Origin of the sequence: Streptomyces sp. NPDC048606 (genome assembly GCF_040650855.1) — a bacterium.
GTDB lineage: Bacteria > Actinomycetota > Actinomycetes > Streptomycetales > Streptomycetaceae > Streptomyces.
Genome location: NZ_JBEZIB010000020.1, coordinates 28,420 through 53,900, shown reverse-complemented (window position 1 = coordinate 53,900; position 25,481 = coordinate 28,420). Strand labels below are relative to the sequence as shown.

Sequence of the window (25,481 nt, the reverse complement as noted above, 5' to 3'; positions counted from 1 at the left end):
CGTCCTTGTAGGGAGTAATCATGCGAAACCGCACCATGATCGCGGCGTCCGCCACCATGCTGGCCGCCCTGTGCGCGGCACCTGCCCTTGCCGCGTCCGACACTCCGCCGCAGACCCTGCCCGCCCACGATCACAAGGCTCTCCGCGCGATCGGGCTCACCGGCGACCAGCGTCTGGTCGAGTTCGACGTCGACAGGCCGTCCAAGACCTGGTCGCTGGGCAGGGTCTCTGGTCTGTCCGGCGACACCAAGCTTGTCGGCATCGACTTCCGTGTCCAGAACGAGAAGCTCTACGGCGTCGGCGACCAGGGCGGCGTCTACACCCTGAGCACCACTGACGCCAAGGCGGTGAAGGTGTCACAGCTGACCGTCGCGCTGGCCGGAACCGCGTTCGGGGTCGATTTCAACCCCGTCGCCAACCGGCTGCGGGTCATTTCCGACACCGGCCAGAACCTGCGCCACAACATCGACGACCAGACGGCCCCGCGGACCACCACCGTCGATGGCACCTTGACCAACCCGACCACGCCGCCGTCGACCGCCATGGGTGTCACCGGCGCCGCGTACACCAACAACGACCTGAACGCCGCCACCGCGACGACGTTGTTCGACCTCGACACGATGGCCGACCGGATCTCCCTGCAGTCCCCGGCGAACGCCGGCACTCTCGCCCCGACGGGCAACCTCGGCGTCGACGCAGACCTCGATGCCGGATTCGACATCCACTACGACCTGGCCGCGGGCACCAACCACGGCTTCGCCTCCATCGGCAACGACAGGGGCGCCTACCGCCTCTACGCGGTCGACGTACTGACCGGAAAGGTCACCGACAAGGGCGGCTTCCCCGGCAAGTACCGGGTCACCGACCTGGCTCTGCCCATCAACCAGAAGTAGCGACATTTGACCCCGGCCCTGCGCACCCGGTCTCGACGGGAGACCATCGCGCGGGGCCGGACCGGCCGGCCGATCCACTTGATAGGGAGGGCCACGCCGAGCGGCCCCGCATTCCTCGGAGGAAGGGTGCGGGGCCGTCGATGATGAGGTAACCGGCTCTCTGTAAGGGCTACTTGGGCATGAGGACGGTGTCGACGATGTAGACGTTGGCGTTGGCGGTCTTGACGTTGCCGCAGACCACGTTGGACGTGTCGTTGACCTTGTAGGCCTCGCCGGAGCCGGTGGTGGTGACCATGCCCTTCTGGAGGGTTTCGAAGCTGCCGTTCTCCAGCTGTTGGGGGGTGAGCTTCTGGCCGACGACGTGGTAGGTCAGGATCTTGGTGAGGGTGGCCTTGTCGGCGAGGACCTTGTCGAGGTCGGCCTTCGGGATCTTGGCGAAGGCGTCGTTGGTCGGGGCGAAGACGGTGAGGTCCTTGGCGTTGTTGAGGGTGTCGACGAGGCCGGCCTGCTTGACCGCGGTGACCAGGGTGGACAGGGCCGGGTTGTTGGAGGCGGCCGTGGCGACCGGGTCCTTGGCCATGCCGTCGAAGGAGCCGGCGCCCTCCTTGGGCACGCCCGCGCAGGCCGCGCCGAAGGGCTGGTCGCCGGTCATGGAGTCGCCCGAGGGGGTGGCGCCACCGGTCTTGGCCTCGTCACCGGAGGCCGCCGAGGGGGCGGCCTTGGTGTCGCCGCCGGAGTCGGAGCACGCGGCCAGGGAGAGCGGCAGCAGGGCCGCGGCGGTGACGGCGATGGCGGTACGGCGGATCTTCAGGCTGTTCATGATCTTCCACTCCGTGAAGTGCTGCTTTGGTGGTGTTGGTTGGTGCCGGAGTCGGCGTTCAGGCCGTTCCGGTGGTCTGGGGGACGGTGACGAACACGCTGTGCCGGCCGCTCGCACCGTCGGGGATGGTCCGCGTGCGCTGTTCGGTCTGCACCGTCCGGGTGCCGTCGGTGGCGCGGACGGTGATCGTGTGGCCGCCGGGGGTCGCCTGCCAGGGGTAGGACCACTGGCGCCAGGTGTCGACGCCCGCCTGGCGGGCGAGGTCGGCGAGAACCATGAGGATGCCGAGCCGGAGAACCGCCTTGTCGTTCTCGCCGAACGTGCTGATCGCGAAGTCCTTGACCACGGCCCGAGTCCGGTCCGTGACAGCGCCACCCACCACGGTCACCGGCCCGGTCGCGGGACGCACCAGACCGGCGACCAGCTTTGCCACCGCGAGCGCAGTGAACGCGGCCAGGAGGCCGGTCAGTGCGCCCCGTGCGGCGCGGGAGAAGGTGTCGCTGAAGCTGCTCACACCCGCCATTCGGCGGCGTCTGTTCGGCGGATTGGTCAGACCCTCGAAAGAGTGAGCCGCGCCAACTCGTCTCGAATCCTTCACGTGAGGTTTCTGACGCGCCCGGCAGCACACCGGGTGCTGGGTGTCTCGGCCACGAGGAGCGTGGCCGGCGCCGGCTGTGATGATCGGCGACCGGGACAGAGCGAACCCGGCATGAGCGGCGTATCCAGTGATCGCCGGTAGACCGCCGTCGGGTTCCGGGACCGCCGACACCCCAATCCCGCCAATCCCGTTCCCCTCCAGCCCGGTTTCCGGAGACGGATACCGCCAACCGTGAGGAATGGTCATGGACACCGTCGTCGCTTCGTGGGGGTGTCCGGCCACGCTGCACATTCAGCTCTCGTCTGACGCGGAGGCCGCCCGACAGGCGCGACAGACCGTGACAGGACTGCCGGCTCGGGCGACGGCTTCCTGCCCGGGCGCGGTCGTCGATGACCTCGTGCTCATCGTCTCCGAGCTGGTCACCAACGCGGTCGTGCACGCCCAGGGCCCCTATGCGCTCATCGTCAGCCTGGAGGCAGGGCGGGCGGGCATCGCGGTCAGTGACGGTTCGGCCGACCTGCCCGAACACCAAGCTCGCACGGGCGGCGGTCGGCAGGTCGCCTCGGGAGGCCGCGGACTGGAGATCGTCCAGGCGCTCGGCGCCGACCTCTTTGTGAGCCGCTCGGCCGGCGGCAAGCAGGTCATCGCCGTCCTCACCTGGTAGGTCACGCCGACGTGCGAATGCTGCGGGTGGCTGTGCCGGTCAGCCACCCGCAGCCGACCCGCCGGGTCGGTCAATGCGACGCGTCCCCCCCCAGGACCTCGTCGGCTCCGGGGCCCCATCGGGTCACCGGCCGGCGCCTCCCCGTCGTGACGGCGCCGGACCGGAGCTGTTCCCGTCGCAGGCGGTCAGGCGTTGACGCAGGTGTTGCCGAAGGACGGGTTCAGCAGGCCGATGACGCTGACGGTGTTGCCGCAGACGTTGATCGGGATGTGGACGGGCACCTGGATGAGGTTGCCGGAGCCCACGCCCGGCGAGCCCGCCGCCACGCCCTGCGCGCCCGCGTCGGCGGACGCCACCGAAGCACCGGCCACCACGACCGCGCCGGCCGCGAGGGCCACGGCCAGACCTCGTCGCACACGAACCATTTCTCTGTACCTCCCGTTGAGGGTGCGCGGCCGCGCGGAGGTCCCGCGCGGCCGGTGAGGAAGCCTCGCGAACGCCTACGGGCTCCTCCCACACGCCGTCTTCGCGGCCGCGCTGGCCGCGGCTTGGCGCAAGCTGCCAGGTTCCCTCCAACGGCTCAACGCGATCCGCGCGGTTGACGAAGTGATCGCCCATCCGCAAGCCGTTCGGCTACGAAGGACAGACGAACACAGGCCCAAACTTTCAGGGCCGGACCGTCCCCGGAATGGTTCGGCACCGTACGAGCGACGACACGAGGACCGGCATGCGATGGACGCCCCGCCCCACTACGGCCGACCCAGGCCGCCTTCTCGCCCGCTCACCCCGGCCGGAGCGGCACACGTGAACCAACCGATTCCCTTCCGAGGCAACAGCTCCGGCGATCATGGCCAAGGTGAGCTGGTCGAGGTCATGCAGAAGGTCGCCCACGGCGACAAGCAGGCCTTCGCCGTCCTCTACGACGCTCTCTCGCCTCTGGTCTTCGGGATCGTGCTCAAGGTCGTACGCGACCGGGCGCAGTCCGAGGAGGTCGCGCAGGAGGTGATGATCGACCTGTGGCGGCAGGCCGCCCGCTACCGCCCCGAGTCCGCCTCCGTCAGGACGTGGGCGGCGACGATCGCGCACCGCAGGGCGGTGGACCGCGTCCGGTCCGCCCAGGCCGCGACCGATCGCGAGCACGCCCGGGCGGCCCGCGAGCACACCCCCGCCTTCGACGAGGTCGCCGAGCAGGTCGAGACCCGCCTGGATGCCGAGCAGGTACGTCGCTGCCTGCGCGGCCTGACCGAACTCCAGCGTCAGGCCGTGACCTTGGCCTACTACCGGGGGCTGACCTACCGTGAGGTCGCCGAAGCCCTGCGCACACCACTGCCGACCATCAAGACACGCATGCGCGACGGGCTCATCCGGCTCCGCGACTGCATGGGGGTGACCACATGAAACACCACACCACCGACGCCCACACCCTCGCCGCCGCCCACGCCCTCGGCGCCCTCGACGAAGACGAACGCCAGGACTTCGACGCCCACCTCCGAGGCTGTGAGGCCTGCCGGCAGGAAGCCGCCGAATTCGAGGCCACCGCGGCACGCCTGGCCGCAGCCGTCTCCCAGCCACCCCCCGCTTCGGCCAAAGCACAGGTCATGGCCGCCATCAACGAAGTGCGCCAACTACCGCCCCGCGTACCCGCCACCCGAGCCATCACGCCCGCGCCCGCGGTCGGCGGCCTTCTGAGCCGCCGAGCCGTGCCCTTGGCGCTGGCCGCCGGCGTGGCCGCCGCGGTACTCGGCGGCATCGCCGTGTGGCAGACGCACAACGGCCAGGACCTCAAGGCACAGGCCCGCCAGACTCAGCAGCAGCTCGACACGATCAGCACGGTTCTGGCGGCACCCGATGCGCGCACCGTTCACGGCAAGGCCGCCAACGGCGCCCTGACCACCGTCGTCGCCTCCGACCGGCAGAACAAGGCCGTCTTCACCGCCGCCAACCTCCCCGCCCCGGGAACGGGCAAGACCTACCAGTTGTGGCTCGACCACGACGGCACCATGCGCCCCGCCGGTCTCATCGAACACGACGGCACCGTCATCCTCACCGGGAACCCCGCCGACGCCGGCGCCGTCGGGCTCACCCTCGAACCCGCCGGAGGCTCCCCCCGGCCCACCACCGACCCCCTGCTCCTGATGACCCTTCCCACCTGACACACCCACCCCGAACGCCCGCACCGAGCAACGAGTCGAGATCCCACATGGCCCACACCCCAAAGATCGGGGACACCGTCGGCGACTTCCGGTTGCCCGGCGGGCGCCTGGACGGCGAAACCTTCAACCGGCGCGACTACGCCTTGTCCGAACAGCGCGGCAAGCCCCTCGTCCTCGCCTTCTACCCCGGCGACGACACCCCCGTGTGCACCGCGCAGCTGTGCTCCTACTCCGACGGCCTGAGCGATCTTGAGGCCGCCGGGGCCACGGTGTGGGGAATCAGCCCGCAAGGGCTCGACAGCCACGAGAAGTTCGCCCGCGACCGGAATCTGCGCATGCCCCTGCTTTCCGACCACGGGCGCACCGTGGCGAGGGCCTTCGGAATCACGGCACCACTGATCGGGCTGCGCCGGGCGGTGTTCATCCTCACCGCCACCGGCCGCCTGCACTGGAAGCACGTCACCGCCGTGGGCGCCACCTACCCGCCCGCCACCACCCTGACCGCACAGCTCGCCCGACTGCCGGTCTGAACCCACGCAACGCTTCCCCCGGGCACCTCGCTGCTCGTGGATCTCCTCCAATCCGATCGCCGGGTCGCTGCGAAGTACGAGTGAAACGCAGCAGCCTGGCGGCGTGTCGAGTGGCGGGAGCGGTTGTGGTGCAAGACCGGACAGTGGCGGTCATCGGCTCGGGGGTGGCGGGCCTGACCGCCGCCTACATCCTCGCCCGCTCGTATCAGGTCACCCTGTACGAGGCGGACGGACGGCTCGGCGGTCACGCCCACACCCGCGACCTGCCGGCCGCCGGCGGACGGACGGTGGCGGTGGACTCCGGTTTCATCGTCCACAACGAACGCACCTACCCCACCCTGCTGCGGCTCTTCGAAGAACTCGGGATCGGCACGCAGGACGCCGAGATGAGCATGTCGGTGAGCTGCGACGGCTGCGGCCTGGAGTACGCGGGCGCCCGCGGCCCGGCCGCCCTGTTCGCGTCCCGGGCCGCGCTGCGGGGGCGCCATCTGCGACTGCTGGCCGAGGTACCGGTCTTCCACCGCGGCGCCCGACGCCTGTTGGCACGCGGAACCCATCCGGGCGTCATCTTCGGGGACTTCCTGCGCGAGGGCGGGTTCTCCCCCTACTTCGTCAGCCATTTCGCCCTGCCGCTGGTCGGGGCGGTGTGGTCCTGTCCCGCGCAGACGGCCCTGTCCTATCCGGCCGCCCACCTGTTCACCTTCCTGCACCACCACGGTCTGCTGTCCGTGACGGGCTCCCCACAGTGGAAAACCGTCACCGGTGGCTCCGCCGCCTACGTCACCGCTGCCGCCAAGCACATCCAGCGCATCCGCACCTCCAGCCCCGTCGACGCCGTCCGCCGCACCGGCCGGGGCGCGCTGGTCACCACCAAGGACCACGGCACCGAGGGCTTCGACGCCGTCGTCATCGCCACGCACCCCGATCATGCGCTGCGCTTGCTCGCGGACCCGACCGAGGACGAGCAGCGGCTTCTGGGCGCGTTCACGTACTTGCGCAACCCCACCGTGCTGCACACCGACCCCGCCGTCCTGCCGCGCTCGCCCCGCGCCCGCGCCTCCTGGAACTACCGCATGACGGGCTGCGACCCCTCCACGGAGCCCGTCCGCGTCAGCTACGACATGCGGCGCCTGCAGCACCTGCCCGACGGCGCGGACTACGTCGTCACCCTGGGCGGCCAGGACGGCATCGCCGCCGACCGAGTGGTGGAGCGGATGGTCTACGAACACCCGGTCTACACCCCCGCCTCCGTCGCAGCGCAGAAGCAGTTGCCGCGCCTGAACGACAAGGTGACCGCGTACGCGGGCGCCTGGCACGGCTGGGGCTTCCACGAGGACGGCTGCCGCTCCGGCGCGGAGGCCGCCCGATCCCTGGGAGTGCGCTGGTGACCGGAACCGCCCACCCCACGCCGTACACGAAAGCCGCCTCACCCGAACCGGGGGCGCCCGCCGCGGCGCTCTACCAGTGCGTGATCACCCACACCCGCACCACACCGCTGCGCCATGCCTTCCGGCACCGCACCTACCTGTGGTGCGTGGACCTCGACCGGCTGCCCGTCCTGCCCCGCCCGGTGCGCCCGCTCGCCCGCTTCGACGCCCGCGACCACTTCACCGGCGACTTCGCCACCATCCGTGCCGGACTCGAAGCCTTCCTCGCCGGCCACGGCGTCGACCTGGACGGCGGGCACGTGACCATGCTGGCGCACGCCCGCGTCTTCGGGTTCGTCTTCAACCCGCTCAGCGTGTACTGGTGCCACGACCGCTCCGGCACCTTCGTGTGCGTGGTGGCCGAGGTCCACAACACCTACGGGCAGCGCCACTGCTACCTGCTGCGCCCGGACCGCTGCGGCGAGGCGGAGGTGGACAAGGAGTTCCACGTCTCGCCGTTCTTCGCCGTCGAAGGCCGCTACCGGATGCGGCTGCCGCTGCCCGGCGAACGGCTGGCGCTGACCGTACACCTGGAGCACGAGGAGGGCCGCGCCTTCACCGCGGTCGTCCGCGGCCGCCGCCGGCCCGCCACGGCCGCCGCCCTGCTGTCCGCCGCCGCCCGCCGACCGTGGTCCACCGCCGCCGTCTGGGCCGGCATCCGCCGCCACGGCATCCACCTCCTGCTGCGCGGTCTGCCCGTACACCCCCGCCCCCGCACCACCCCGCAGAAAGGCATGACGCCGTGACCCGCCCAGCCCTCACCTCGCACCCCGGCCCCCAGCCCGAGGGCCGCACCTTCGAGCTCCCTTCCCAGGGGATCCCGGCCGGCCGGCCCGCAGGCGCCTCGCCGACCATCAGCGGTGAGCACGCGGACGTCGACCGATGGCCGGACGTGGCCCGGCTGCCTTCCGCCGCTCCGGCACGTACCGCCCTCGCCCGGATGCTGGTGAACCGCGCCCTGAACCGGCTGGACCTGACCGCGCGGACCGGACGCGCCCACCCGAACACGGCCGGGCCGCGGCTGACCCTGCACGACCCCGACGCGTTCCACCGACGCATCGGCCGCGACGGGCTGATCGGCTTCGGCGAGTCCTACATGGCCGGCGAGTGGGACAGCGAGGACCTGGCCGGCGTCCTGACCGTCCTCGCACGGCACGTCGACGAGCTGGTCCCCGCTGTGCTGCGGCGGCTTCGCGGCCTGTGGGTCAGCGCCCGCCCCACCACCGACCGCAACACCCGCGATGGGGCCCGGAGCAACATCCGGCGCCACTACGACCTGTCCAACGACCTGTTCGCCGCGTTCCTGGACCCCACCCTCACCTACTCCTCCGCCGTCTTCACCGCCTTCCCCGCCCGACCCGAATCCCTGGAGGCCGCCCAGCACCGCAAGATCGACCGGCTCCTGGACCTCGCCCGGGTCGGCGCGGGCACACGACTGCTGGAGATCGGCACCGGCTGGGGCGAACTCGCCCTGCGAGCCGCCGCCCGCGGCGCCCGCGTCACCACCCTGACCCTCTCCGCCGAGCAGGCCGCCCTGGCCCGCGAGCGGATCGCGGCGGCCGGACTCGCCGAGCGGGTGGACGTCCAGCTGCGCGACTACCGCGACATCGAAGGCCGGTACGACGCCGTGATCAGCGTCGAGATGATCGAAGCGGTCGGCGCCGCCTACTGGCCCGCCTACTTCAACGCCCTGCGCCGTGCGCTCGCCCCCGGCGGCCGGATCGCCCTGCAGGCCATCACCATGGGCCACCGACAGATGCTCCACACCGCCGCCACCCACACCTTCATCAGCAAGTACGTCTTCCCCGGCGGCCTGATCCCCTCCCGCGAGGCCATCACCGAACACTCCACCGCCGCCGGCCTGCGCACGGTCGCCGACGACGGATTCGCCGACCACTACGCCGAGACGCTGCGCCTGTGGCGCGAACGGTTCACCGCCAACCGCCCGACCGTCACCGGCCTCGGCTTCGACCCGGTCTTCCACCGCATGTGGGAGTTCTACCTCGCCTACTCCGAAGCCGGATTCCGCTCCCACTACCTCGACGTCCGCCAGCTCCTGCTCACCGAAGGAACCCCCCGTTGAAGCCCGCCGCCGACCGCATCGCCCAGCTCCTCGGCCACTTCGTCCCCGGCCCCCTCCCCGTCCGGATCCGCGCGTGGGACGGCAGCCAGGCAGGCCCCACGAACGCCCCCCTCGTCATCCTCCGCTCACCCGCGGCGCTGCGCCGCCTGATGTGGCAGCCCGGCGAACTCGGCCTGGCCGAGGCGTACATCACCGCGGATCTGGACGTCGAAGGCGACCTGGCCGACGCCCTCTCCCAGGCGGGCCGCAGCGTCCGCGACCGCTCCTCGACACGCCCCGGCCGGACAACCCTGGCCTCGGCCGCTGTCCTCGCCGCGCGCCTGGGCGCGGCAGGTCCGCCCCCCAGGCGCCCCGAGGGGCGGGCCCGCCTGACCGGCGGCCTGCACAGCGTCTCCCGGGACCGCGCCGGGATCAGCCACCACTACGACCTCTCCAACGACTTCTACTCCCTCCTGCTGGACGAGACGATGGCGTACTCCTGCGCCTACTGGACCCGGCCGGACGACCCCGCCTACACCCTGGCCGACGCCCAGCGCGACAAACTCGACCTGATCTGCCGCAAGCTGGGCCTCGGCGCCGGCGACCGGCTCCTCGACGTGGGCTGCGGCTGGGGATCCCTCACCGTCCACGCGGCGCGCGAACACAAAGCCCGCGTCACCGCCGTCACCCTCTCCCGCGCCCAGCACGACCACGTCACCGAACGCGCCGCACGCGAAGGGGTCGCCGACCTCGTGGACGTCCAGCTGCGGCACTGGCGCGACATCGACGGAGGCGGCTACGACGCCGCGGCCGCCGTCGAGATGGGCGAGCACGTCGGCGACGCCGAATACCCCGCCTTCGCGACCAAGCTGCACGACGTGCTGCGGCCGGCGGGCCGGCTCCTGATCCAGCAGATGTCCCGCGGCGCGCACGCGCCCGGCGGCGGCGCCTTCATCGAAACCTACATCGCCCCCGACATGCACATGCGTCCCGTCGGCCGCACCGTGGACCTGCTGGAGGACGCGGGCCTGGAAGCGCGCTCCGTGGAAGCCCTCCGCGAGCACTACACGACCACCATCGACGCCTGGCGCACCACCCTCGAACGGCGCTGGAACGACATCGAAGCCCTCGTCGGAACGACGACCGCCCGAGTGTGGCGCCTCTACCTCGCCGGCGCGTCACTGGCCTTCGCCGAACGCCGTATGGGCGTCGACCAGATCCTCGCCGTACGACCCACCCGCGAAGGAACCTCGGCCGTGCCGGCCACCCCCGCCGACTGGTACACCCCGCTCGGCCCGGCATGAGCGCCACAAACTGGGGCGCCCTCGGCGTCAACCTCGCCGCCACCGCCGCGACGGCACCGACCGTCCTCCTCGCCACCTTCGCCGTCGCCGTACGCCTGCGCCTGCACCGCGTCGTCGACATCGCCTGGGGCCTCGCCTTCGCCACCGTCGCCGCCGTCACCTGGCTTCTCTCCGCCGGACACGGCGACGACGGCCGCCGCTCGCTCGTCGCCGCGGCAACCATCCTGTGGGGGCTGCGGCTCGCCGCACACATCGCCCACCGCTCCCGCGGCCACGGCGAGGACCCCCGCTACACCGCCCTCCTCGCCAAGGCCCCCGGCAACCGGATGCTCTACGCGCTCCGCACCGTCTACCTCGGCCAGGCGGCCCTCGTCTGGCTGATCTCCCTCCCCGTACAAGCAGCCTCCTACAGCTCCGCACCCGTTGACTTCCTGGCGTACTGCGCGATGGCGGTGTGGGCGGCAGGGCTCGCCTTCGAGACCATCGGCGACCACCAGCTCGCCCGCTTCAAGGCGAACCCCGCCAACCGGGGACGGATCATGGACGAGGGCTTGTGGGCATGGACCCGACACCCCAACTACTTCGGGGACAGCCTCGTATGGTGGGGCCTCTACCTCCTTGCCTGCACCGCCTGGCAGCCGGCCCTCGCCGTTGTCGTCTCCCCGATCCTCATGACCCTGCTGCTGACCGTCGGCAGCGGCAAACGCCTCCTGGAGAAGCACATGGCCACCCGCCCCGGCTACGCCGAATACGCCGCACGCACCAGCGGCTTCCTGCCGATGCCCCCGAAGAGCACTCCGGCCAAGCCGGCGGCCACGAAATGAGCGAGGACGCCTTCGAAGGCGCACACCGACACCGTGCCCTGGAGCTGCCGCAGCCGTCGTTCCTTCCCGCGGCCGGGGCGATCCTGGTCCTGCACGGCGGCCGCGCCGACTCCCTCACGCCACCGCCCCTTCTCAACCTGCCAAGCCTGCGGATGCGCCCGTTCCTCCGCGTGATGAACCGCAGCCCCCTGCTCGCGGACGTCCTGGTCGCCCCCGTCCGCTACCGGCTACGCGGCTGGAACGGGCACCGGGCGGACCCCGTCCAGGACACCAGACAAGCACTCAAGGAACTACGGAATGCCGCAGGACCTGTGTCCGTGGTACTCGTCGGGCACTCCATGGGCGCCAGAGCAGCACTGCGCGCAGCCGACGACCCACAGGTCCGGGGCGTTGTCGCCCTCGCCCCCTGGTGCCCGCCCGGCGAGCCGACCGCCCACCTCACCGACCGCACGATCATGGCCCTCCACGACGAAGCCGACCGGATCACCTCCGCCACGGACACCTGGAACTACCTCGCCCGCGCCCACGCGGCCGGCGCCCGCGTACGCGGCATCCGCATGCCCCGAGGCCACCACGCCATGATCCGCGACGCCCGCCTGTGGCACCGCCTCACCACAACCTGTGCCGCGGCCGTACTCGGCCTGACAGAGCCATCCGGGAGCGCACAGGACACCGCCACCGCCTGGAGCACCACCCCGGTCGACGCCGCCGACATCACCCTGACCCGCCCCTGACCACCGGCGGGCTACGTGTCCGTGACGGGGGCTGTGCAGGTCGGATCGGCCCCGAACCCAACAGGTACTCTGCGGCCCCGGCACGGACGTGCCGGGGCCGCCGGACGGGCCACATCGCCATTCCATCGAGGTGCCTGAGCCTGCGGTGGGCACGGCCCGACATGCCGGCAGTAGGTTCCGTGCGGTGGAACCGGCCAACGCGGCCGGCTGTGCACTTCGGGTTCAGGGCGTGGCCCAGTACCCGGCCCAGGCCCTGGCGGCGTTGATCGTCTCCTCGAGTCCGGTTGCCCCGGACACCTGCCAGGCTTCCCAGGATCGGGCTTCGGCCTCGGTGAGGATGACGACGGCCTCGCGGGGGGCGGCCGCGAACGCGGGGACGGTCCGCGCCCGGGCAGCGGCTTGTTCGGGGGTCTGTTTTCCGTCCAGGATGAGCCGCATTCCCCACAGGGCGGTGTCGATCCAGGCGGGCCCGCGCATCGCCCATGCCCAGTCGATCATCCATACACGCCCGCTGCGCTCGACCATGAAGTTGGACGCGGCCGGGTCGGCGTGAACGAGCCGGTCTCCGGTCAGCAGCGGCTCGTCGGCCGGGTCGCAGTACGCGCCCCACCTCTCCCACGGCGTGAACCGGAGTCCCTTCGGGGCGGGCCAGCGACTCAGTTCGCGAAGGACGGCGGCGATCGGCTCCAGATGGTCGCTGTCGTCGCCGAACCAGGACCACGCGCTGGCGTTGGCGCCTTCGAAGGCGACCAGGAGCCAGCTGCCTGCTTCCTGCCGCCACAGCATCCTCGGCGCGATGGAGGGCAGGTGCGGGTTGACGGCGGCCTCCGCCTTCAGCTCGCCGATCCGGTCGTGGTCGAGCGGCAGCCCCTTGACGAACACCATCTCCGTGTCCGACTCCGAGGGCCAGAAGAGGGAGGCGAGTGCGGAGCTGGTGCCGTTCTCCACCTCGGCGCGCGGGCAGCCGGGTCCGAGGCGGTCGGCGATCGCCTGCCGGGTCGCTTCGGGAAGCTCGTCGAACGGGATCCGGTCGACACGCATGGCTCAGGGCCCGGGCGGGGGTTGTTGCGGGTTGCTCGGCGGGAACGGTGGGTTCTTGTCCGGCCGGGTGGGCGGGCCGGTGGACGGTCGGCCGGGCGGGGGTGTGGAGGTGGGCCCGGGCGTCGGGCGGCGATCGAGCACGGGGATCGGCATGGCGGCGAAGTTACCCGCTGACACAGGGTCGGCGCCGGGTGTTGGCCGCAATGGCCGGTTGTCGCGCTCCGACCACCATCAGTGTTCGGTAGGTCGCGGCCGGGTGAGCCTGAACGCTCCCCCTACGCCCTTCTGGCCAGGGAACCCAGGCCGGCGTCACGGACGCTCGGATCTCCCGAGCGCCAGGCCGGCAGGACCAGGGGCAAGCCACCGCCCACCGGCATCGGCTTCCCGGCTGAGCCCAGGCACGACAGTTGTCACCAGCGGCTTTGGTTGGCCATCGGCACGCCGACTGTCACCAGCAGCACGGGAAGCAGGATTGGTTTCACCGACTCAGGGGCTGCCCAGTAGGCCCTGTTCCGGCAGGCGGCATCCTGCCCGTCGATCACCTCCCGGGCCCAGGAAGTAGGTCATGTGCTGACCTGGATGCCTTCTAGCGTTGCCTTCTCGGCAGGGATGCCTGCGGAACTCGACTTGGGGGCTTCGAATGACGATTCTGGTGACCGGCGGGACGGGGAACCTGGGCCGCCACATCGTGGAGCGGTTGCTGCTCACGGGCGGGACGGTCCGCGTGCTGACCCGCGATGGGGGCGTCGCCCGGCTGCCGAGGGGTGTCGAGGTGGTGGAGGGCGACCTGGAGCAGCCGTCGTCCCTGGCCGCGGCGCTGGACGGCGTCGGCGCCATGCACCTGCTCGGCACCACGGGGGCAGGCCACGCACCGTTGCGGACCGGGGGCGAGATCATGACGATGGCCGCCGAGGCAGGGGTGCGCCGGATCACGGTCCTGTCTCCGGGCGACGGGCGGGAGTTGGACGGGGCGGTGCGTGGCAGCGGTCTGGAGTGGACATTCCTGTGGCCGGTCGACCTGATGGCCAACACCTTGGGGTGGGCGGACGCCATCCGCGCTGAGGGGCGGGTCCGTGAACCCTACGGCGACCGGCGAACCGCCTCGGTGGACGAGGCCGACGTCGCGGATGTCATCAGCGCCATCCTGACCGATGGCGGACATGCCGGTCATAGCTACGTCCTGACCGGCCCCCAGGCACTCAGCCCGGCCGACAAGACCGCCGCCCTCTCGTCGGCAACCGGCCGCGAGATCCACTTCACGCACCTGACGGACATGCAGGCGCGCGAGCTGTGGCGGGCTCAGGGATGGCCGGAGGAGGGCATCGACTTCATGCTCCACATGTGGGCAACGGTGCCCACCACAGTGGCCGATGTGACCTCTTCGGTGGAGCGAGTGACCGGCCACCCTCCCCGGAGCTTCGCGCAGTGGGCCGCTGCGCACGCCGAGACATTCCGGAGCGCCGGCTCCGAGTAGGACAGCGAAACGGGTGCCGAGCATTCGCTGGCACGACGGAGACCCCGTGGCAACCCACACTGCCAAAGCCACAGATGTCCTGTCGCATTCCAGTTGCCCGGTGGTGCGGTTCTGACCTGCAGGGCTGCCAGATGGTTTGAGAATGCGGTCCGGCCGCATTCTCAGACGATTTGGCCTTCTCGGAAGGATCGCGCGGCCGGGATTTCGGTTCCCAGACACTCGGCGCCCATGCGTGGCTGTGGCTGTCACCCTGCGGCCGGGCCACGAGGTTGGTCGCGGTGCGCACGCCAGGCGGCGAGCGCTTCGATACGCCCGCTGGCCGGATGCTCGGCATGCCAGTCACGCAGGAAGCGGTTGAACTCGAACTGCGAGCCGATCTCCTGAACCTGGGCAGCGGTCTGGCGCGTGGCGTGCCAGTGGGCGACGGCGTCGGCCAGGGTACGCCCTGCACCTTCGGCAACGAACGTCCGCATGTGGGCGTCAAAGTGGAAACCCGGGCCGATCTCGCGGCGCAAATACTCGCGCAGCACCTGACTACACCGCTGGCCCTCGGGAATCACGGTGGACCCGTTCACCGGCGCGGCGAGCTGACGGCCTGCGCCGCGCGTCCGGAGCGGCGAGGACGGCGGGGCGACGCCGTCCAATGCGGCCCGTAGCCGCTCCGTCAGCGCCGCTTTCCCACCACCCCGCGGCACTCCGAGCTCCCGGGCGAGCACCGTCAACTCGGCCAGCGTCCAGTACCAGCGGGCCAACTCGTCCCCGCTCAACGTCGCACTCAGCTCCGGCCGCACCGCAGCACCCGCGTTCGAACTCATGTTCCCATGATAGGGGGCGGTGCGCCCAGCGTTCCGCGAGACGAACCGGCGGCCAACCGCGACGCGGTGAGCTTCTTCGAGTTGGCCACTGCTCGGGTGATGGGCGGTGACGCGCAACGGGCGAGGCCCCCGGGCTGTTGATCGGGATGTCTGACGTCTCAATCACGTTGCTCGGGGGCCTCGTTCTGCTCGACGGGACGCTCGCCGCGTGCGACCGGGTCGGCGACGGCCGGGCCGACTACTCCCACAAGCACCGACGCCACGGCGTGAACGTGCAGGTCGTCACCGATTCCGGCGGCCGGCTGCTGTGGCTCTCGCCCGCCCTGCCGGGCCGCACCCTGTGGTGGTGAGTGGCCAGGCACGGTGCCGGGGCAGTCTTCGATTTCGTGCGGACATGGCAAGCAGAATGGCAGAGGGCCGCTGTCGGGTCTCGGGTATTTGCTCGGCGACCTGCTCCAGCAACGCCCGTGCGAAGGCCGCGTATCGCATCGCGGTCTTCTCGTCGAGCCTGAAGACTTGGCGAGGTGGAGCGGGTCAGGACCTCTGACCATGGGCCTCTTCGAGCTGCTGGTCGACGCGGAGTTTCTCCAGGGTCGCTTCCTGTCCCCAGAGCGTCCGGACGTGAGTGCCACGGTCTCAGCGCCCTGTGGCGGGCGTTGACTGGAGGGCGCCCCACCCGGACACGGGGTTTCGCCGGGGTCGACGTTCCGGCCCGGCCACTGTCAGGTCCACGGCCATGTGGGCCGAGCGGATCTGAATGGGGCGGCCGGCGGTGTCGGTGAAGGAGAAGCCCACGTAGGACGTCGCGTTGGCGATTCTCTGGATGTACTCCTTCGGCGGGATCCGGCCGCCCATCATGCTGCCTTGTTTTCGAGGGCTGTGAGGTAGTGCCGGACCGGCCCGGCAAGGGCGGCGTAGAACGGGGTCCGATCGGCGGCCTGGAGTACCTGGGCGCAGACGGTCAGCTCGGCGACGTGCACCGCCGGGTCGTCGAGGGCGTGCGCGAGGGCTTGGCGGACGCGGGCAGCGGTGTCCGGAGTCTGGAGGGCGTAGATGTGCAGGAGGGCGGCGTCGAAGCCGACCGGGGCGGTGCCCCAGCCTTCCCAGTCGAGGATCAGCAGCTTGGGGCCGGCGAGGTTGGCCCAGTGGCAGTCACCGTGGGCAGTGGACCACTGGATCTCGCCGACGGCGTGACCGGTGAACTCGGGGACAACGCGGCGGATGTACTCCTCGCGCACGGCTTCCCGGAAGGTGGCGACGCCGGCAAGCGCGTCCAGGGCGAGCGGCAGTCCCCTCCACCAGAGCTCCGGGAGGTCGACGTCGTGCTCCAGGACGGGGCTGCGGGAGACGACGCCGAGCGGGGTGTGCTCGTACAGTTCGGCGCGGTAGCCCCAGCCGTCGGCGGTCCAGTCGAGAAGGCGGTGGAGGGCCGGACGGGGAACGGCCGCGGGGAGGGCCTCCTCGGCGGTGCGGGGGCCGTCCCAGAGCTTGCCCTTCGCACGGTCCTCGGTGGCGCCGACGATGCGCAGCCACTCGTCTCCGTCGGTGCTGGTGACCCGCCCGGAGAGGGTGCGGCCCTCGTAGCCCCAGATGGGATCCTCCGCACGGTCCTGGATACCGAGAGCCGTGCAGGCGGTGGTCCTGGCGGTGCGCATCCTGCTCGCGGTGGGTTCGTCAGGTTCCGAGAACATCGAGTACCTTCCGCAGGGTCGAGGGTGGCAGCGGATCCCGGGCGAGGGTCTGCCGGGCGGCGTCCCAGTGTGCCGGGTTGTGCGTGCCGAGGAGAACCCGCGTCACTCCTGGCGTGGACGCGACGATGCGCAGGGCGGCCTGGGTGGGTGCGAGACCGGCCTCGATCAGTTCGGCGAGTTCGGGTGTCACCAGGCCGGGAAGCTGTCCCCCGTGAAGGGGTGAGGAGGCGAATGCGTCCAGTCCGGCGGCGCGGGCCTGGACGAGGGGGCCGCGGCCGTCGAGGGCGAGGCTGATGGGCCGGGCCGTGACGAGGGAGACGGGGAGCTGTACGGCGCGGAGGTGATGTTGTCCTCCGGCGGCTTCGCGGGCGAGGGTGAGGAGTTCGGTCACGCTGAACTCGGCGGTGTCGAGCCCGGACCAGGTGGCCACCCCGTACGCGCCGATGTGCCCGGCGTGGGCGTACTCCTCCAGCACTGCGAAGGCGTCCCGGAGCCCCTGGTGCAGCTGCGCGCGGTCGAGGCGGGCGTGCTCGGGGTTGTGGACGAACACGATGTCGGCGCGGCCCAGACAGGCGAGGGAGCGGTTTGTCTGCCAACGGAGGAACTCGGGGGCGAGGCTGTGGCCGGCGGGAGCCTGGTGCTCGGTGAGGATGCCCTCCGCAACGGCTGCGGCGGCTTCGTCCTTCCCGAAGAATCCCGTCTTCGTCGACACCTTGACCTGCGGGTGCTCGGCGAGGACCGGGGCGAGTTGGGGGTGGGCCAATCCGGCGCGGTAGTTGGGGGCGGTGTCGATCCAGGAGGCCCCCCGGGCGACAGCGTGGGCCGCCGCCCGGGGAATGTCCTCGCAGTGGTGGGTGCCGAGGGCGAGTTCGGTGGTCATCGGCTCATCACCGTGGCGACGTCTGCGGAGACCAGCTCGGTCACGAGAGCGGCGACCTGCTCGACGCTCAGTCCGGCGGCCTCGGCGAGGTCGCCCAGGGTGGGGCTTTCCCCGGCGACCAGCGGGGTGATGACGGGGCCGGCGGCCGGTGAGAAAGTCCACTGTTCGCCGCCAGCCAGCAGCGCCACCTGACCCTCGGTGTTGGTCGTGGTCCGGGCCCTCGCGGTGACCAGGCGCACCCGGAGGTCCGGCTCGGCGGGGACGGCGTCCAGGTAGGGCAGGTAGGGGGTAGGGCGGCCGGGTTCGGTGGCATCGCGGTGGTCGAGGTACTCGCTGATCACGCCGTCGTGCAGGGCCTCGGCCACTTCCTTGCGGAGGGTTTCGAGGTATGTGGCCTGTTCGGCGACGCTCCCGAAGGCGGGGAGGTGGGCCCGAACGGTCTCGGAGCCCCGCAGCCGGTGGGAGAGCCAGCCGATCAGGTCGGCGCCGGTCGTGGTCTGGAGCCCGCACGTCAGGTGCAGGGAGCGGCCCTCGGTGGCGGCCACGGCGTGCCACCATCCGCGCGGCAGGTAGAGCATGTCTCCGGCCCGCAGCATGATCTCCGCGAGCGGCTCTCCCTCGGGCGGCTGGGGCGCCTCCATGTCCCGGTACATCGGGTTGACGCGGGTGGGGCCGTAGATCCGCCACCGCTTCGCCCCTTCCAGCTGGACCACCACGACGTCGTGGTCGTCCCAGTGGGTACCGAAGCCTTCCCGACCGGTCCACGAGGCGTACATGTTGACCTGGATGTGCGAGCGGAAGATCGCTTCGAGGTCCCGGGCGAGGTCCTCGACAGGGGCGTGCAGCTCGTCCACAGCGTCCAGTACGAGCGACGCGCCGTCCTTGAGCTGCTGGTGTAGCCGGGACGGCTGGATCCGCTGCCACACCGTGCTCCGCCTGGTGGTGACGGGGGTGGCGTAGGTCTGCCAGGGGACCTGTTCGCTGTCGCGGTGCAGACGCAGGCGCGGGGCTTCGAGCCGGCCGCGGGCCACGATCTCGTTCACGTCGTCCCAGGACAGCAGTCCGGAGAAGTCGGCGACGTTGGTCCACACACGGTGCCGGCGGCCGAAAGCCCCGGCGGGGAAGTCCCCGCCGAGGCACTCGACCACCTCAGTGAAGGTGGTCACGGGATCGACTCCGATCAGTCGTTGGAGTCGGAGACGCCGGTCGAGCCGCCGTCGGACTCCTGCTGCGCGCGGGTGCGGGCGGCGGCGATGGACTGGCGGGCGACGAGCAGGCCGTCACCGTTCTGTGCGGGAGCGTTCCCGTTCATCACGTACTCCTTTTCTTCCCTTTGTTCTCCCGGCCGGTGGTCCGGCAGGGAGTACCCGCCCCGGGCTGTGCTGTAGGAGTTCGGGGCGGGGAGTCTGTGGGGTCAGTGGGCCTCGGCCTGGCGCAGGGCCCGGTGGTCGTCGACGACCCACTCGACGCCGCCGCCCTCGGGCCGCAGGAAGATCGCCTCGGGGATGAGGCGCCGAGTGCGGGGGTCCACCCACTCCCCGACGAACTGCACGATCCCCTCGGTGTCGCGGCCGGGGTCGAGGACGCGGGCGCCCTCGTGCAGCCAGGCTGGGCGCTCACTCACTGCGCACCTTCCGCGGGCTGCATGTCCGTGCGGCTCATGAACTTCTCCCAGCCGCCGACCGCGCGGACGCGCAGGGCCCGGCTCGGCGTCCCGGGGCTCGGCTCCTGTATGGCAAGGGTGCGTCCGCTGGCTCCGGGCTTCCGGCGCGGCAGGGAGGGGGTCATGGCCTTGCTCCTCTCCGACAGGGGACGCAACGGACCGCAGGAAGGCGCGAGGACGGAGCCTGCGGTCCGTTGCTGGGGGGAGCACTTCCCGGAGCGGTAGGCGTGCTCCGGGGTGCGATGACCAACGTAGGGAGAGACCGTGGAAGCCCTCAACGAAGTTGCGGGGAATTGCGGATTCTCACCCGAGGGCGTCGATCGCGGCCGAGATCAGCGCGCGGGCGTCGTCGCCGTAGACGGCCATTTCCGCAAGCCCGGCGAACGCCTGTGCGTAGTCGGCAAGTTCTCGGGGCTGGGTGACACCGATCCGTGCGGTGAGGGTTTCCACTACCACCTGACGGTCGTCGTAGAGGTAGAACGCCTCCAGCGGCCAGACCGTGCGCTCGGCGCTGAAGGGGATGACTCCGAGGGAGACCGAGGCGAGCGGCATCACGGTGAGCAGGTGGCGGAGCTGGCCGACCATCGCGGCTGCGTCCCCGATTCGGGAACGCAGCACCCACTCCTCCAGGAGCACCGCGTACCGGTGGGTGCCCTCGTAGAGGAATCGGGACCGGGCTACACGCGCGGCGACCGCCTCGGTGACGTCGTCGGGAGTGCCCTGGAAGTGGGTGATGTTCGTCAGCAGCGCGGTGGCGTACGCGGGGGTCTGGAGGAACCCGGGCACGACGTTGGAGACGTACACGCGTTGGAGGGACGCCTGCGCGTTTGCGGCGGTCGCGTTCTCTTGGGCCTGGCGAAGCCCGTTCCGGTGGATCCTGCGCCACTCCTGGTACATGGACTCGACCGCGCGGGAGGTGGCGATCAGGTCGTCCACCTGGTCCTCGGCTCCGCAGGCGGCGCACCACGCACGGATGTCCGCGTCCGAGGGAGGCGCTTCGGCCTTCTGGATGCGGGTGGTCTTGGCGGGGTGCCAGCCGCACCGAGCGGAGAGTTCCCGCCCGGTGAGACCGGCGTCCCTACGGAGGTGGGACAGCCGCACGGCGAGGGCCTCACGGGCCGCCTGGGCGCTCGAAGACGGAGATGCGGGCATGTGGGCGTGTAGAGGTCAGACGGTGTACTGGGCGTGCGGGGTGCCGCGCTCCCACACCGTTTCGAACGCGGTCTCACACAGCTTGATCACTGCGGGGTCGTCGGAGACGGAGTACTTCGGGTCGTCCCAGTCGCCGACGCCCGTGAAGTGGTTCCACCGGACGAGGGTGTCGTCGATCAGCCAGAAGTCGTTCCCAGGCAGCGCAATGTCCGAAGCCTGCCGACGCGAAAGCCAGCGCACCTGTTCCCCGGCGTCAATGTTCAGGGGTGTGGCGGCGTGCTCCCACCGGATGTAATCGGTGACCGGCTCGGAGACGATCCTGGCCCGCCGCATCACCACGCCTCGTCCGACGGTTTCGCGAACGATACCGAGCCAGACCGGCCACCACGCCGCGGTGGGGTCGAGGTGGACGTGTCCCGTGCGCTTGAACGCCTCGAACTCCGCCACCTCGTCGCCCACGCTGTAGACGTCGCGCATCTCCAGGTGGACCGCGCTGCGCTCAGCGGCCCTCAGCATCGTCGTGAAGTCCGGCACGTTCTGCGTCATCGCACGCCTTCCTGAGTATCTCGATCATCCGGGCCGGGATCCGCACCACGCCCTCGTGGTCGGGTATCCCCTTGCCGTGGCCGGGGACCCACTCGGTCCCCGCGATCTCTTCCGTCGTCACCCGGTCCGGCTTCCAGCCCTGGACGACGACCTCCTTCTTCTCCTCGTCCACCCACACGGTCGGCGATCCGTCACCGCCGGTGCTGGGGTCTATCCCGACGAACCGTAGTGGCATGGCGATCTCTCCTGTCCAGAGGATTGCGCGTATTTGCGGGTGACGTTCGTCCACGTTCGCCGGGGCGTCAAGAGTGTGAACCGGCCATCAACACGACGGGCTCGGAGAGTTCAAGCATGACTGTGGCCCTTGAGTACCAGCGTGCGTACCGACGCCGGATGACCGAGGATGAGACGGACGAGCTGTATCCGCAACACCGATCCGCCGTGGCGTGGTCACCCAGGCGGCGGCCAGTCAGGGGGGTACCACTCCACCGGCCCGCCTCGGTACAGCAACGGATCGGGTTCGGTCACAGTTCCCACTAAAACGGGGCCTCCGCAGTCTGCTCGCGGGCAACGGTCGGCCAGGCGCCAACAGGGCGGGCGGTCATGGCTGTCAGGTCGGCGTTCTGTGCCTTCCGGCGGCGTTCTGCCTTCCATGCGGCCATCCTGCGACCAATCTCCTCATCGAGGGCCGTGCCGTACATTCCCTCGGCGACCAGGAACGCACGAACGCGCTGTTCCTCGGCGGCCCGGCGACCGCGCCCGGCCGCCTCAGCGAAACCGGCGGTGCCGTCGAGGGCGTCTGAGGTGAACGCGTTGTCCTGCTCGGAGTCGGCGGGGTCTTCGTCGTGGGAGGGGTGGAGCGGAGCGGGAACCACGGGCCGAGGCGCAGGGGCGTCCAGCGCGGCGAACTCCGCAACGAGTTCGGCGTGGAGGCGGGCGGTCTCCGCAGCCTCGGCCGCCCGGGCCTCCCGCCACGCCTTCTCCCTCAGCGCATCCCTGTGTGCCTGTTCCCGTTCGTCAGCCGACCTCCGAGCCGCGAGCTCGGCTTCGACCTCGGCACGGCGTTGCTGCTCGGCAAAGAGCTTGGTGGCCTGGGCCTGCCGGACTCGTTCCACCGCCCGGTACTGGCAGGTGCCGCACTCCTCTTGGGTGTTGAGGAACACGCCCGCCTCGCAGTTCGGGTGGTCGCAATCGTGGGTGCTCAGCAGCGCGGCGAGGTAGCCGGTCGGCCGGGCGATCCGATCCCCGCCGTCGTAGCCGGGGCTGGAACGGCGTGCGCCGCCGGCCTGGTGCCACCCGATGCTCAGGCGAAGGGCGGCATGCTCAGGGAGACGCGGGTACATCGCGAACGGTCCCGAGCGGGCGTCCGCGTAGTGCCCCAGGAACTCCCGGACGGCGCGGCGCAGGGTGGAGATGCGGGCGGCCGGGGAACCGAGGACCCCGAGGTCGTCGAGCATCGCGTAGACCTCGTCCTCGCCGGCTACCGGCCTCAGCTCCGACACCTGACGGGGCCCCTTCGCTGCCCGCTTCCTCGGCTTCGTGGTTCCGGCCAGGGTCTTGCTCGTACCCGCTGACATTGAGGAGTCGGCGGCGCAGCCGCCCGCAGCGGTCGGGCTTTCGGTCGTCGAGCCGTCGCGACCACCCGAACCTGTCAAACCACCCGCACCGTGGCCTCCGGCCGACCCCACCGGTTCCGCAGAAGTAGAAAAAGGAGAAGAGCAACAAGAGCAGTACGGGCCCGGTTCGCCCAGGCCATCACCAGGGTCGTGGTCGGAATCCTGACCAGCCTGGTCAGGATTCCGACCAGGCTGGTCAGGATTCCAACCAACGCCGAGCTGGTCGGAATTCCGACCAGCCGTCTTGGCTGCCGCCCGAGAGGCGTCCCGCTCCGCCGCTTCGATGGCGGCCTGCGCGGCCTTCGGCCGGACGGAAGAGAGCTTCTCCTCGGTGTTGGGCCACACCGGCTTGAAGGCGTTCGCGGGCTGATCATGGATCTTGATCCGCAACGGACGGCCCTGGGCCTTCCCACCTGAGGACGTGGTGACCGGACCACCCTCCGGGGTGGTGATCAGCCCGACCGTCGACAGGCACCGCAGCAGTTCCCGGATCCGGCTGAGGCTCGACGGCTTGCCGTTGGGTCCAGGGATGAGCTGACACAGCTCGGCGAGCGTCAGGACCCGCACGCGGTTCTTGACGCCCTTCCCCTCGAACACCAGGGAGCGCAGGATCAGGTAGCCGCGGACGTCGGCGTCCCGCAGGGCGTCACACAGCGCGATCCAGTCGCGGACGTACGTTCCGTAGAACGGGTTGTGATCCGGGCCGTGCAGCTCGGCGAGTTGATCAGCGGGGTGCGATTCGGTCATCGGGCACCCCCGGCCGAGGCCAGGCGTAAGAGCCCTGCGGGGGATGCTGCCGGAAAGTTGATCTTTGTCCTTGTAGGGCGTCGCCGCGTCGCGCTGGCCGCGGACGCGTAAACGTGCAGGTCATGCACGGAAGGGTCTCCCCATGATCGGGGAGTCGCGGACGGCAGATGTGACCCGACAGGGCCCCGGAATGGTGGCCCCTGGGTGAGGAGCCCCTTATTCTGGGGTACTGGTGACCACGCGGGCCTCCGGGCCCACGCGCATCACCCCCGGCGAGGTCACCTCACCGGACACGACTCGTAGCTGTGGAAGGCGGGCGAGTCGAGCTGTATCGGCCGCTCCTGTTGGCGCAGGGGCGGCCTTCAGCATTTCTAGGTTGGCGTGGCGTGGCTGGGCTCGGGATGCTGTCGCGTGAGCTCACACAGGAGCTGGCTGTAGGCCGTGCGCCGTTGCCCGCTGGGGTCCGGATATCCGGTTTCCCGACGGGCCACCTGCACCCTGCCGACGCCTGGCGCCTGCGCAATTTGGGGCTGAGTGAACCCTGCTGCGCGGCGTAGCCGTCCCCGCATCTCTGGTGCGGCGAGCCACGCAGCTTGTGACCGTAGTACATCGACCGTGTTCTGCGGATCGTGGGTCCCCACTTCACACTCCAACATCGACTGAAGGAAAAGACACACACCGGCTGCGGGGTATGGAGCTTGCGGCCGGACGTGTTGCAACACGTCAGCTCTCGGTCAGGGGCAGGTTGTCGTAGGTGAGTTGAAGTCGATCCGCTGGAGCGACCGCCCGCATCACCTCAAGGGCTCGACCCTCCGCGTCGCGAGTGAGGCGCTCCAGGGCGATGACCCAGACGCGCCCACCAATACGGAGTCGAGCGGCTTCGTCTTCGGTGGGCATTCGGGCGCTGACGGTTTCGCTGGCGACGGTGGGTCGGTGGCCGGCGCCGACAAGGGCCCCGTAGATGCCTCCGTCTACCTTTCCGTCTCGGTCAAGTCCCGCTGCCTCGGCGACTGCTGCCGGGTACCAGGAGTGCTGGATCTGGACGGTGTCGCTGGGCAGAATGACGGCCTGGCGGACGCGGTAGACCAGTTCGTCGCCCTCTGCCAGGCCCAGGAGACCTGCGACATCGGAGTCTGCGCGGACGCGCTCGACCGAGACGAACTGCATGCGTCCATCCAGCCCGATGGCGGCCGTAGCCGTTTCCCATGGTCCCCGGGCTCCGCCCGGGGACAGCACCTGGCCGTACCTGCTCAGTGGAAGCGGGATGGAGGTCCGGCTGCGGACGATCGTTCCGGCTCGCTTGGACGAGTACACCAACCCTTCGTCTGCGAGCGCGGCAATCGCCTTGGTGACTGTGGCCTTTGAGACACCGTGCTCAGCCATCAGCTGGGCATTCGTGGGCAGCTTGCTGCCTACCGCGAGCGCTCCGGTCGCGATGCGCCGGCGCAGCTCTGCGGCCAGGTCCCCGGAACTACTCAAGTGCTTCACCTCCTGTAGCTGCCTCCACCTTATCGCCTAGTCGTTATTGACAACAGCGGGCAGCCTGGGCATTCTCGTTAATGCCTAGGCAATAACCATGGAGGTGGTCGGAACTGGACTACCTCTGCTTCTGCCTGGACGCGTCCGCCTGCACAAGCAGGTGCCCGGCCCGTGCTCACAACACGGACCGGGCGGCGGGCGCGGGGTTGCCGCCCCCCGCCCGCAGTCGGACCAGCCCACTTGCGAGGGGACCGACTTCAGTGATGGTTGCAGAGATGGGGCGCTGGTGGCGTCCTCGGCGGGGCGTGTGCCCCGTGGCGGTGAGGACGCGGACGGTTTTACCGTCGCGGCGTTGCACCGCAGGACTG

Annotated in this window: 28 protein-coding genes and 1 pseudogene; 13 read left to right on the top strand and 16 right to left on the bottom strand. The window is 70.5% G+C overall.

Translation table 11 applies throughout. The features are described from left to right. The first annotated feature begins 20 nt into the window (after nt 1-20). Complete coding sequence (locus tag AB0D01_RS22035) at nt 21-893, top strand: DUF4394 domain-containing protein (RefSeq protein WP_363057721.1); 873 nt, start codon at nt 21-23, stop codon at nt 891-893. A gap of 169 nt (nt 894-1,062) precedes the next feature. Here AB0D01_RS22035 and AB0D01_RS22030 read toward each other — a convergent pair whose 3' ends face one another. Both AB0D01_RS22030 and AB0D01_RS22025 read right to left on the bottom strand, forming a co-directional pair. Further along, nucleotides 1,063-1,713 (bottom strand): fasciclin domain-containing protein, encoded by a 651-nt coding sequence (locus AB0D01_RS22030; RefSeq protein ID WP_363057719.1) that lies wholly within the window; start codon nt 1,711-1,713, stop codon nt 1,063-1,065. A gap of 58 nt (nt 1,714-1,771) precedes the next feature. Next, complete coding sequence (locus AB0D01_RS22025) at nt 1,772-2,236, bottom strand: hypothetical protein (RefSeq protein ID WP_363057717.1); 465 nt, start codon at nt 2,234-2,236, stop codon at nt 1,772-1,774. A 319-nt stretch (nt 2,237-2,555) separates the two neighbouring features. On the opposite strand from AB0D01_RS22025, the gene AB0D01_RS22020 reads away from it, so the two are divergent. Continuing rightward, nucleotides 2,556-2,975, top strand: a complete 420-nt coding sequence (locus AB0D01_RS22020) for an ATP-binding protein (RefSeq protein WP_363057716.1) — start codon at nt 2,556-2,558, stop codon at nt 2,973-2,975. A gap of 185 nt (nt 2,976-3,160) precedes the next feature. Here the strand turns inward: AB0D01_RS22020 and AB0D01_RS22015 are convergent, their stop codons facing one another. Further along, the gene (locus AB0D01_RS22015) at nt 3,161-3,400 is read right to left on the bottom strand and encodes a chaplin (RefSeq protein WP_363057714.1); all 240 of its coding nucleotides are present in this window, start codon (nt 3,398-3,400) and stop codon (nt 3,161-3,163) included. A 379-nt stretch (nt 3,401-3,779) separates the two neighbouring features. Between AB0D01_RS22015 and sigK the strand changes: the two genes are divergently transcribed. The 9 genes from sigK (at nt 3,780) to AB0D01_RS21970 (ending at nt 12,009) form a co-directional block, all read left to right on the top strand. After that, a complete protein-coding gene (sigK, locus tag AB0D01_RS22010; RefSeq protein WP_363057712.1) occupies nt 3,780-4,373 on the top strand; it encodes an ECF RNA polymerase sigma factor SigK in 594 nt (197 codons plus the stop codon). After that, on the top strand, nt 4,370-5,128 hold the full coding sequence (locus tag AB0D01_RS22005) for an anti-sigma factor (protein WP_363057710.1): 759 nt from the start codon (nt 4,370-4,372) through the stop codon (nt 5,126-5,128). The genes sigK and AB0D01_RS22005 overlap by 4 nt, the downstream gene beginning before the upstream one ends. A gap of 47 nt (nt 5,129-5,175) precedes the next feature. Then, entirely contained in the window at nt 5,176-5,658 is a 483-nt protein-coding gene (locus AB0D01_RS22000; RefSeq protein ID WP_363057708.1) for a peroxiredoxin, read from the top strand. A 128-nt stretch (nt 5,659-5,786) separates the two neighbouring features. Further along, nucleotides 5,787-7,046, top strand: a complete 1,260-nt coding sequence (locus AB0D01_RS21995; protein WP_363057706.1) for an FAD-dependent oxidoreductase — start codon at nt 5,787-5,789, stop codon at nt 7,044-7,046. An 80-nt stretch (nt 7,047-7,126) separates the two neighbouring features. Beyond that, nucleotides 7,127-7,831, top strand: a complete 705-nt coding sequence (locus AB0D01_RS21990) for a DUF1365 domain-containing protein (RefSeq protein WP_363057904.1) — start codon at nt 7,127-7,129, stop codon at nt 7,829-7,831. Between the two features lie 107 nt (nt 7,832-7,938). Then, nucleotides 7,939-9,168, top strand: coding sequence for a class I SAM-dependent methyltransferase (locus tag AB0D01_RS21985; RefSeq protein WP_363057903.1), 1,230 nt, complete (start codon nt 7,939-7,941; stop codon nt 9,166-9,168). Continuing rightward, the gene (locus tag AB0D01_RS21980; RefSeq protein ID WP_363057704.1) at nt 9,165-10,451 is read left to right on the top strand and encodes a cyclopropane-fatty-acyl-phospholipid synthase family protein; all 1,287 of its coding nucleotides are present in this window, start codon (nt 9,165-9,167) and stop codon (nt 10,449-10,451) included. Before AB0D01_RS21985 ends, AB0D01_RS21980 begins: the two co-directional genes overlap by 4 nt. Next, nucleotides 10,448-11,275: a DUF1295 domain-containing protein gene (locus AB0D01_RS21975; protein WP_363057702.1), complete on the top strand. Its 828-nt coding sequence runs from the start codon at nt 10,448-10,450 to the stop codon at nt 11,273-11,275. The genes AB0D01_RS21980 and AB0D01_RS21975 overlap by 4 nt, the downstream gene beginning before the upstream one ends. After that, nucleotides 11,272-12,009, top strand: coding sequence for an alpha/beta fold hydrolase (locus tag AB0D01_RS21970; protein ID WP_363057701.1), 738 nt, complete (start codon nt 11,272-11,274; stop codon nt 12,007-12,009). Before AB0D01_RS21975 ends, AB0D01_RS21970 begins: the two co-directional genes overlap by 4 nt. 222 nt (nt 12,010-12,231) lie before the next feature. Here the strand turns inward: AB0D01_RS21970 and AB0D01_RS21965 are convergent, their stop codons facing one another. Next, nucleotides 12,232-13,050, bottom strand: coding sequence for an aminoglycoside phosphotransferase (locus AB0D01_RS21965; RefSeq protein WP_363057699.1), 819 nt, complete (start codon nt 13,048-13,050; stop codon nt 12,232-12,234). Nucleotides 13,051-13,690: 640 nt separating this feature from the next. Between AB0D01_RS21965 and AB0D01_RS21960 the strand changes: the two genes are divergently transcribed. Beyond that, complete coding sequence (locus AB0D01_RS21960) at nt 13,691-14,524, top strand: NAD(P)H-binding protein (RefSeq protein ID WP_363057697.1); 834 nt, start codon at nt 13,691-13,693, stop codon at nt 14,522-14,524. Nucleotides 14,525-14,769: 245 nt separating this feature from the next. Here the strand turns inward: AB0D01_RS21960 and AB0D01_RS21955 are convergent, their stop codons facing one another. Then, on the bottom strand, nt 14,770-15,339 hold the full coding sequence (locus tag AB0D01_RS21955) for a DUF6434 domain-containing protein (RefSeq protein WP_363057695.1): 570 nt from the start codon (nt 15,337-15,339) through the stop codon (nt 14,770-14,772). Between the two features lie 182 nt (nt 15,340-15,521). Here AB0D01_RS21955 and AB0D01_RS21950 point away from each other — a divergent pair. Further along, nucleotides 15,522-15,677: pseudogene (locus AB0D01_RS21950) on the top strand (transposase family protein); the annotation flags it as partial. A gap of 516 nt (nt 15,678-16,193) precedes the next feature. On the opposite strand, the gene AB0D01_RS21945 reads toward AB0D01_RS21950, so the two are convergent. From AB0D01_RS21945 to AB0D01_RS21895, 11 genes are all read right to left on the bottom strand, one after another. Then, complete coding sequence (locus AB0D01_RS21945) at nt 16,194-17,030, bottom strand: hypothetical protein (RefSeq protein ID WP_363057693.1); 837 nt, start codon at nt 17,028-17,030, stop codon at nt 16,194-16,196. Next, a complete protein-coding gene (locus tag AB0D01_RS21940) occupies nt 17,014-17,910 on the bottom strand; it encodes an aldo/keto reductase (RefSeq protein WP_363057691.1) in 897 nt (298 codons plus the stop codon). Before AB0D01_RS21940 ends, AB0D01_RS21945 begins: the two co-directional genes overlap by 17 nt. Further along, nucleotides 17,907-19,076 carry a cupin domain-containing protein gene (locus tag AB0D01_RS21935; RefSeq protein ID WP_363057689.1) on the bottom strand — a complete coding sequence of 390 codons (1,170 nt, stop codon included), beginning with the start codon at nt 19,074-19,076 and terminating at the stop codon, nt 17,907-17,909. The genes AB0D01_RS21940 and AB0D01_RS21935 overlap by 4 nt, the downstream gene beginning before the upstream one ends. A gap of 14 nt (nt 19,077-19,090) precedes the next feature. Then, nucleotides 19,091-19,222 (bottom strand): hypothetical protein, encoded by a 132-nt coding sequence (locus AB0D01_RS21930; RefSeq protein WP_363057687.1) that lies wholly within the window; start codon nt 19,220-19,222, stop codon nt 19,091-19,093. A gap of 102 nt (nt 19,223-19,324) precedes the next feature. Then, nucleotides 19,325-19,534, bottom strand: coding sequence for a hypothetical protein (locus AB0D01_RS21925; RefSeq protein ID WP_363057685.1), 210 nt, complete (start codon nt 19,532-19,534; stop codon nt 19,325-19,327). After that, the gene (locus tag AB0D01_RS21920; protein WP_363057683.1) at nt 19,531-19,698 is read right to left on the bottom strand and encodes a hypothetical protein; all 168 of its coding nucleotides are present in this window, start codon (nt 19,696-19,698) and stop codon (nt 19,531-19,533) included. Before AB0D01_RS21920 ends, AB0D01_RS21925 begins: the two co-directional genes overlap by 4 nt. A gap of 178 nt (nt 19,699-19,876) precedes the next feature. After that, entirely contained in the window at nt 19,877-20,725 is an 849-nt protein-coding gene (locus tag AB0D01_RS21915) for a helix-turn-helix transcriptional regulator (RefSeq protein WP_363057681.1), read from the bottom strand. 15 nt (nt 20,726-20,740) lie between these two features. Beyond that, nucleotides 20,741-21,271, bottom strand: coding sequence for a DUF6879 family protein (locus tag AB0D01_RS21910; RefSeq protein ID WP_363057679.1), 531 nt, complete (start codon nt 21,269-21,271; stop codon nt 20,741-20,743). Further along, complete coding sequence (locus AB0D01_RS21905) at nt 21,225-21,506, bottom strand: hypothetical protein (RefSeq protein WP_363057901.1); 282 nt, start codon at nt 21,504-21,506, stop codon at nt 21,225-21,227. The genes AB0D01_RS21910 and AB0D01_RS21905 overlap by 47 nt, the downstream gene beginning before the upstream one ends. 301 nt (nt 21,507-21,807) lie before the next feature. After that, nucleotides 21,808-23,634 (bottom strand): hypothetical protein, encoded by a 1,827-nt coding sequence (locus tag AB0D01_RS21900; RefSeq protein WP_363057677.1) that lies wholly within the window; start codon nt 23,632-23,634, stop codon nt 21,808-21,810. Between the two features lie 723 nt (nt 23,635-24,357). Continuing rightward, complete coding sequence (locus AB0D01_RS21895; protein WP_363057675.1) at nt 24,358-25,113, bottom strand: GntR family transcriptional regulator; 756 nt, start codon at nt 25,111-25,113, stop codon at nt 24,358-24,360. Between the last annotated feature and the right edge of the window lie 368 nt (nt 25,114-25,481).

Bases quoted from the DNA above. Each gene is read 5' to 3' on its own strand.
- AB0D01_RS21920 (WP_363057683.1), bottom strand. From the start codon at position 19,698: ATGACCCCCTCCCTGCCGCGCCGGAAGCCCGGAGCCAGCGGACGCACC.
- AB0D01_RS22000 (WP_363057708.1), top strand. From the start codon at position 5,176: ATGGCCCACACCCCAAAGATCGGGGACACCGTCGGCGACTTCCGGTTG.
- AB0D01_RS22030 (WP_363057719.1), bottom strand. From the start codon at position 1,713: ATGAACAGCCTGAAGATCCGCCGTACCGCCATCGCCGTCACCGCCGCG.
- AB0D01_RS21915 (WP_363057681.1), bottom strand. From the start codon at position 20,725: ATGCCCGCATCTCCGTCTTCGAGCGCCCAGGCGGCCCGTGAGGCCCTC.
- AB0D01_RS22005 (WP_363057710.1), top strand. From the start codon at position 4,370: ATGAAACACCACACCACCGACGCCCACACCCTCGCCGCCGCCCACGCC.
- AB0D01_RS21965 (WP_363057699.1), bottom strand. From the start codon at position 13,050: ATGCGTGTCGACCGGATCCCGTTCGACGAGCTTCCCGAAGCGACCCGG.
- AB0D01_RS21910 (WP_363057679.1), bottom strand. From the start codon at position 21,271: ATGACGCAGAACGTGCCGGACTTCACGACGATGCTGAGGGCCGCTGAG.
- AB0D01_RS21905 (WP_363057901.1), bottom strand. From the start codon at position 21,506: ATGCCACTACGGTTCGTCGGGATAGACCCCAGCACCGGCGGTGACGGA.
- AB0D01_RS21970 (WP_363057701.1), top strand. From the start codon at position 11,272: ATGAGCGAGGACGCCTTCGAAGGCGCACACCGACACCGTGCCCTGGAG.
- AB0D01_RS21945 (WP_363057693.1), bottom strand. From the start codon at position 17,030: ATGTTCTCGGAACCTGACGAACCCACCGCGAGCAGGATGCGCACCGCC.
- AB0D01_RS21900 (WP_363057677.1), bottom strand. From the start codon at position 23,634: ATGACCGAATCGCACCCCGCTGATCAACTCGCCGAGCTGCACGGCCCG.
- AB0D01_RS21940 (WP_363057691.1), bottom strand. From the start codon at position 17,910: ATGACCACCGAACTCGCCCTCGGCACCCACCACTGCGAGGACATTCCC.
- AB0D01_RS21955 (WP_363057695.1), bottom strand. From the start codon at position 15,339: ATGAGTTCGAACGCGGGTGCTGCGGTGCGGCCGGAGCTGAGTGCGACG.
- AB0D01_RS21960 (WP_363057697.1), top strand. From the start codon at position 13,691: ATGACGATTCTGGTGACCGGCGGGACGGGGAACCTGGGCCGCCACATC.
- AB0D01_RS22015 (WP_363057714.1), bottom strand. From the start codon at position 3,400: ATGGTTCGTGTGCGACGAGGTCTGGCCGTGGCCCTCGCGGCCGGCGCG.
- AB0D01_RS22020 (WP_363057716.1), top strand. From the start codon at position 2,556: ATGGACACCGTCGTCGCTTCGTGGGGGTGTCCGGCCACGCTGCACATT.
- AB0D01_RS22025 (WP_363057717.1), bottom strand. From the start codon at position 2,236: ATGGCGGGTGTGAGCAGCTTCAGCGACACCTTCTCCCGCGCCGCACGG.
- AB0D01_RS22035 (WP_363057721.1), top strand. From the start codon at position 21: ATGCGAAACCGCACCATGATCGCGGCGTCCGCCACCATGCTGGCCGCC.
- AB0D01_RS21930 (WP_363057687.1), bottom strand. From the start codon at position 19,222: ATGAACGGGAACGCTCCCGCACAGAACGGTGACGGCCTGCTCGTCGCC.
- AB0D01_RS21975 (WP_363057702.1), top strand. From the start codon at position 10,448: ATGAGCGCCACAAACTGGGGCGCCCTCGGCGTCAACCTCGCCGCCACC.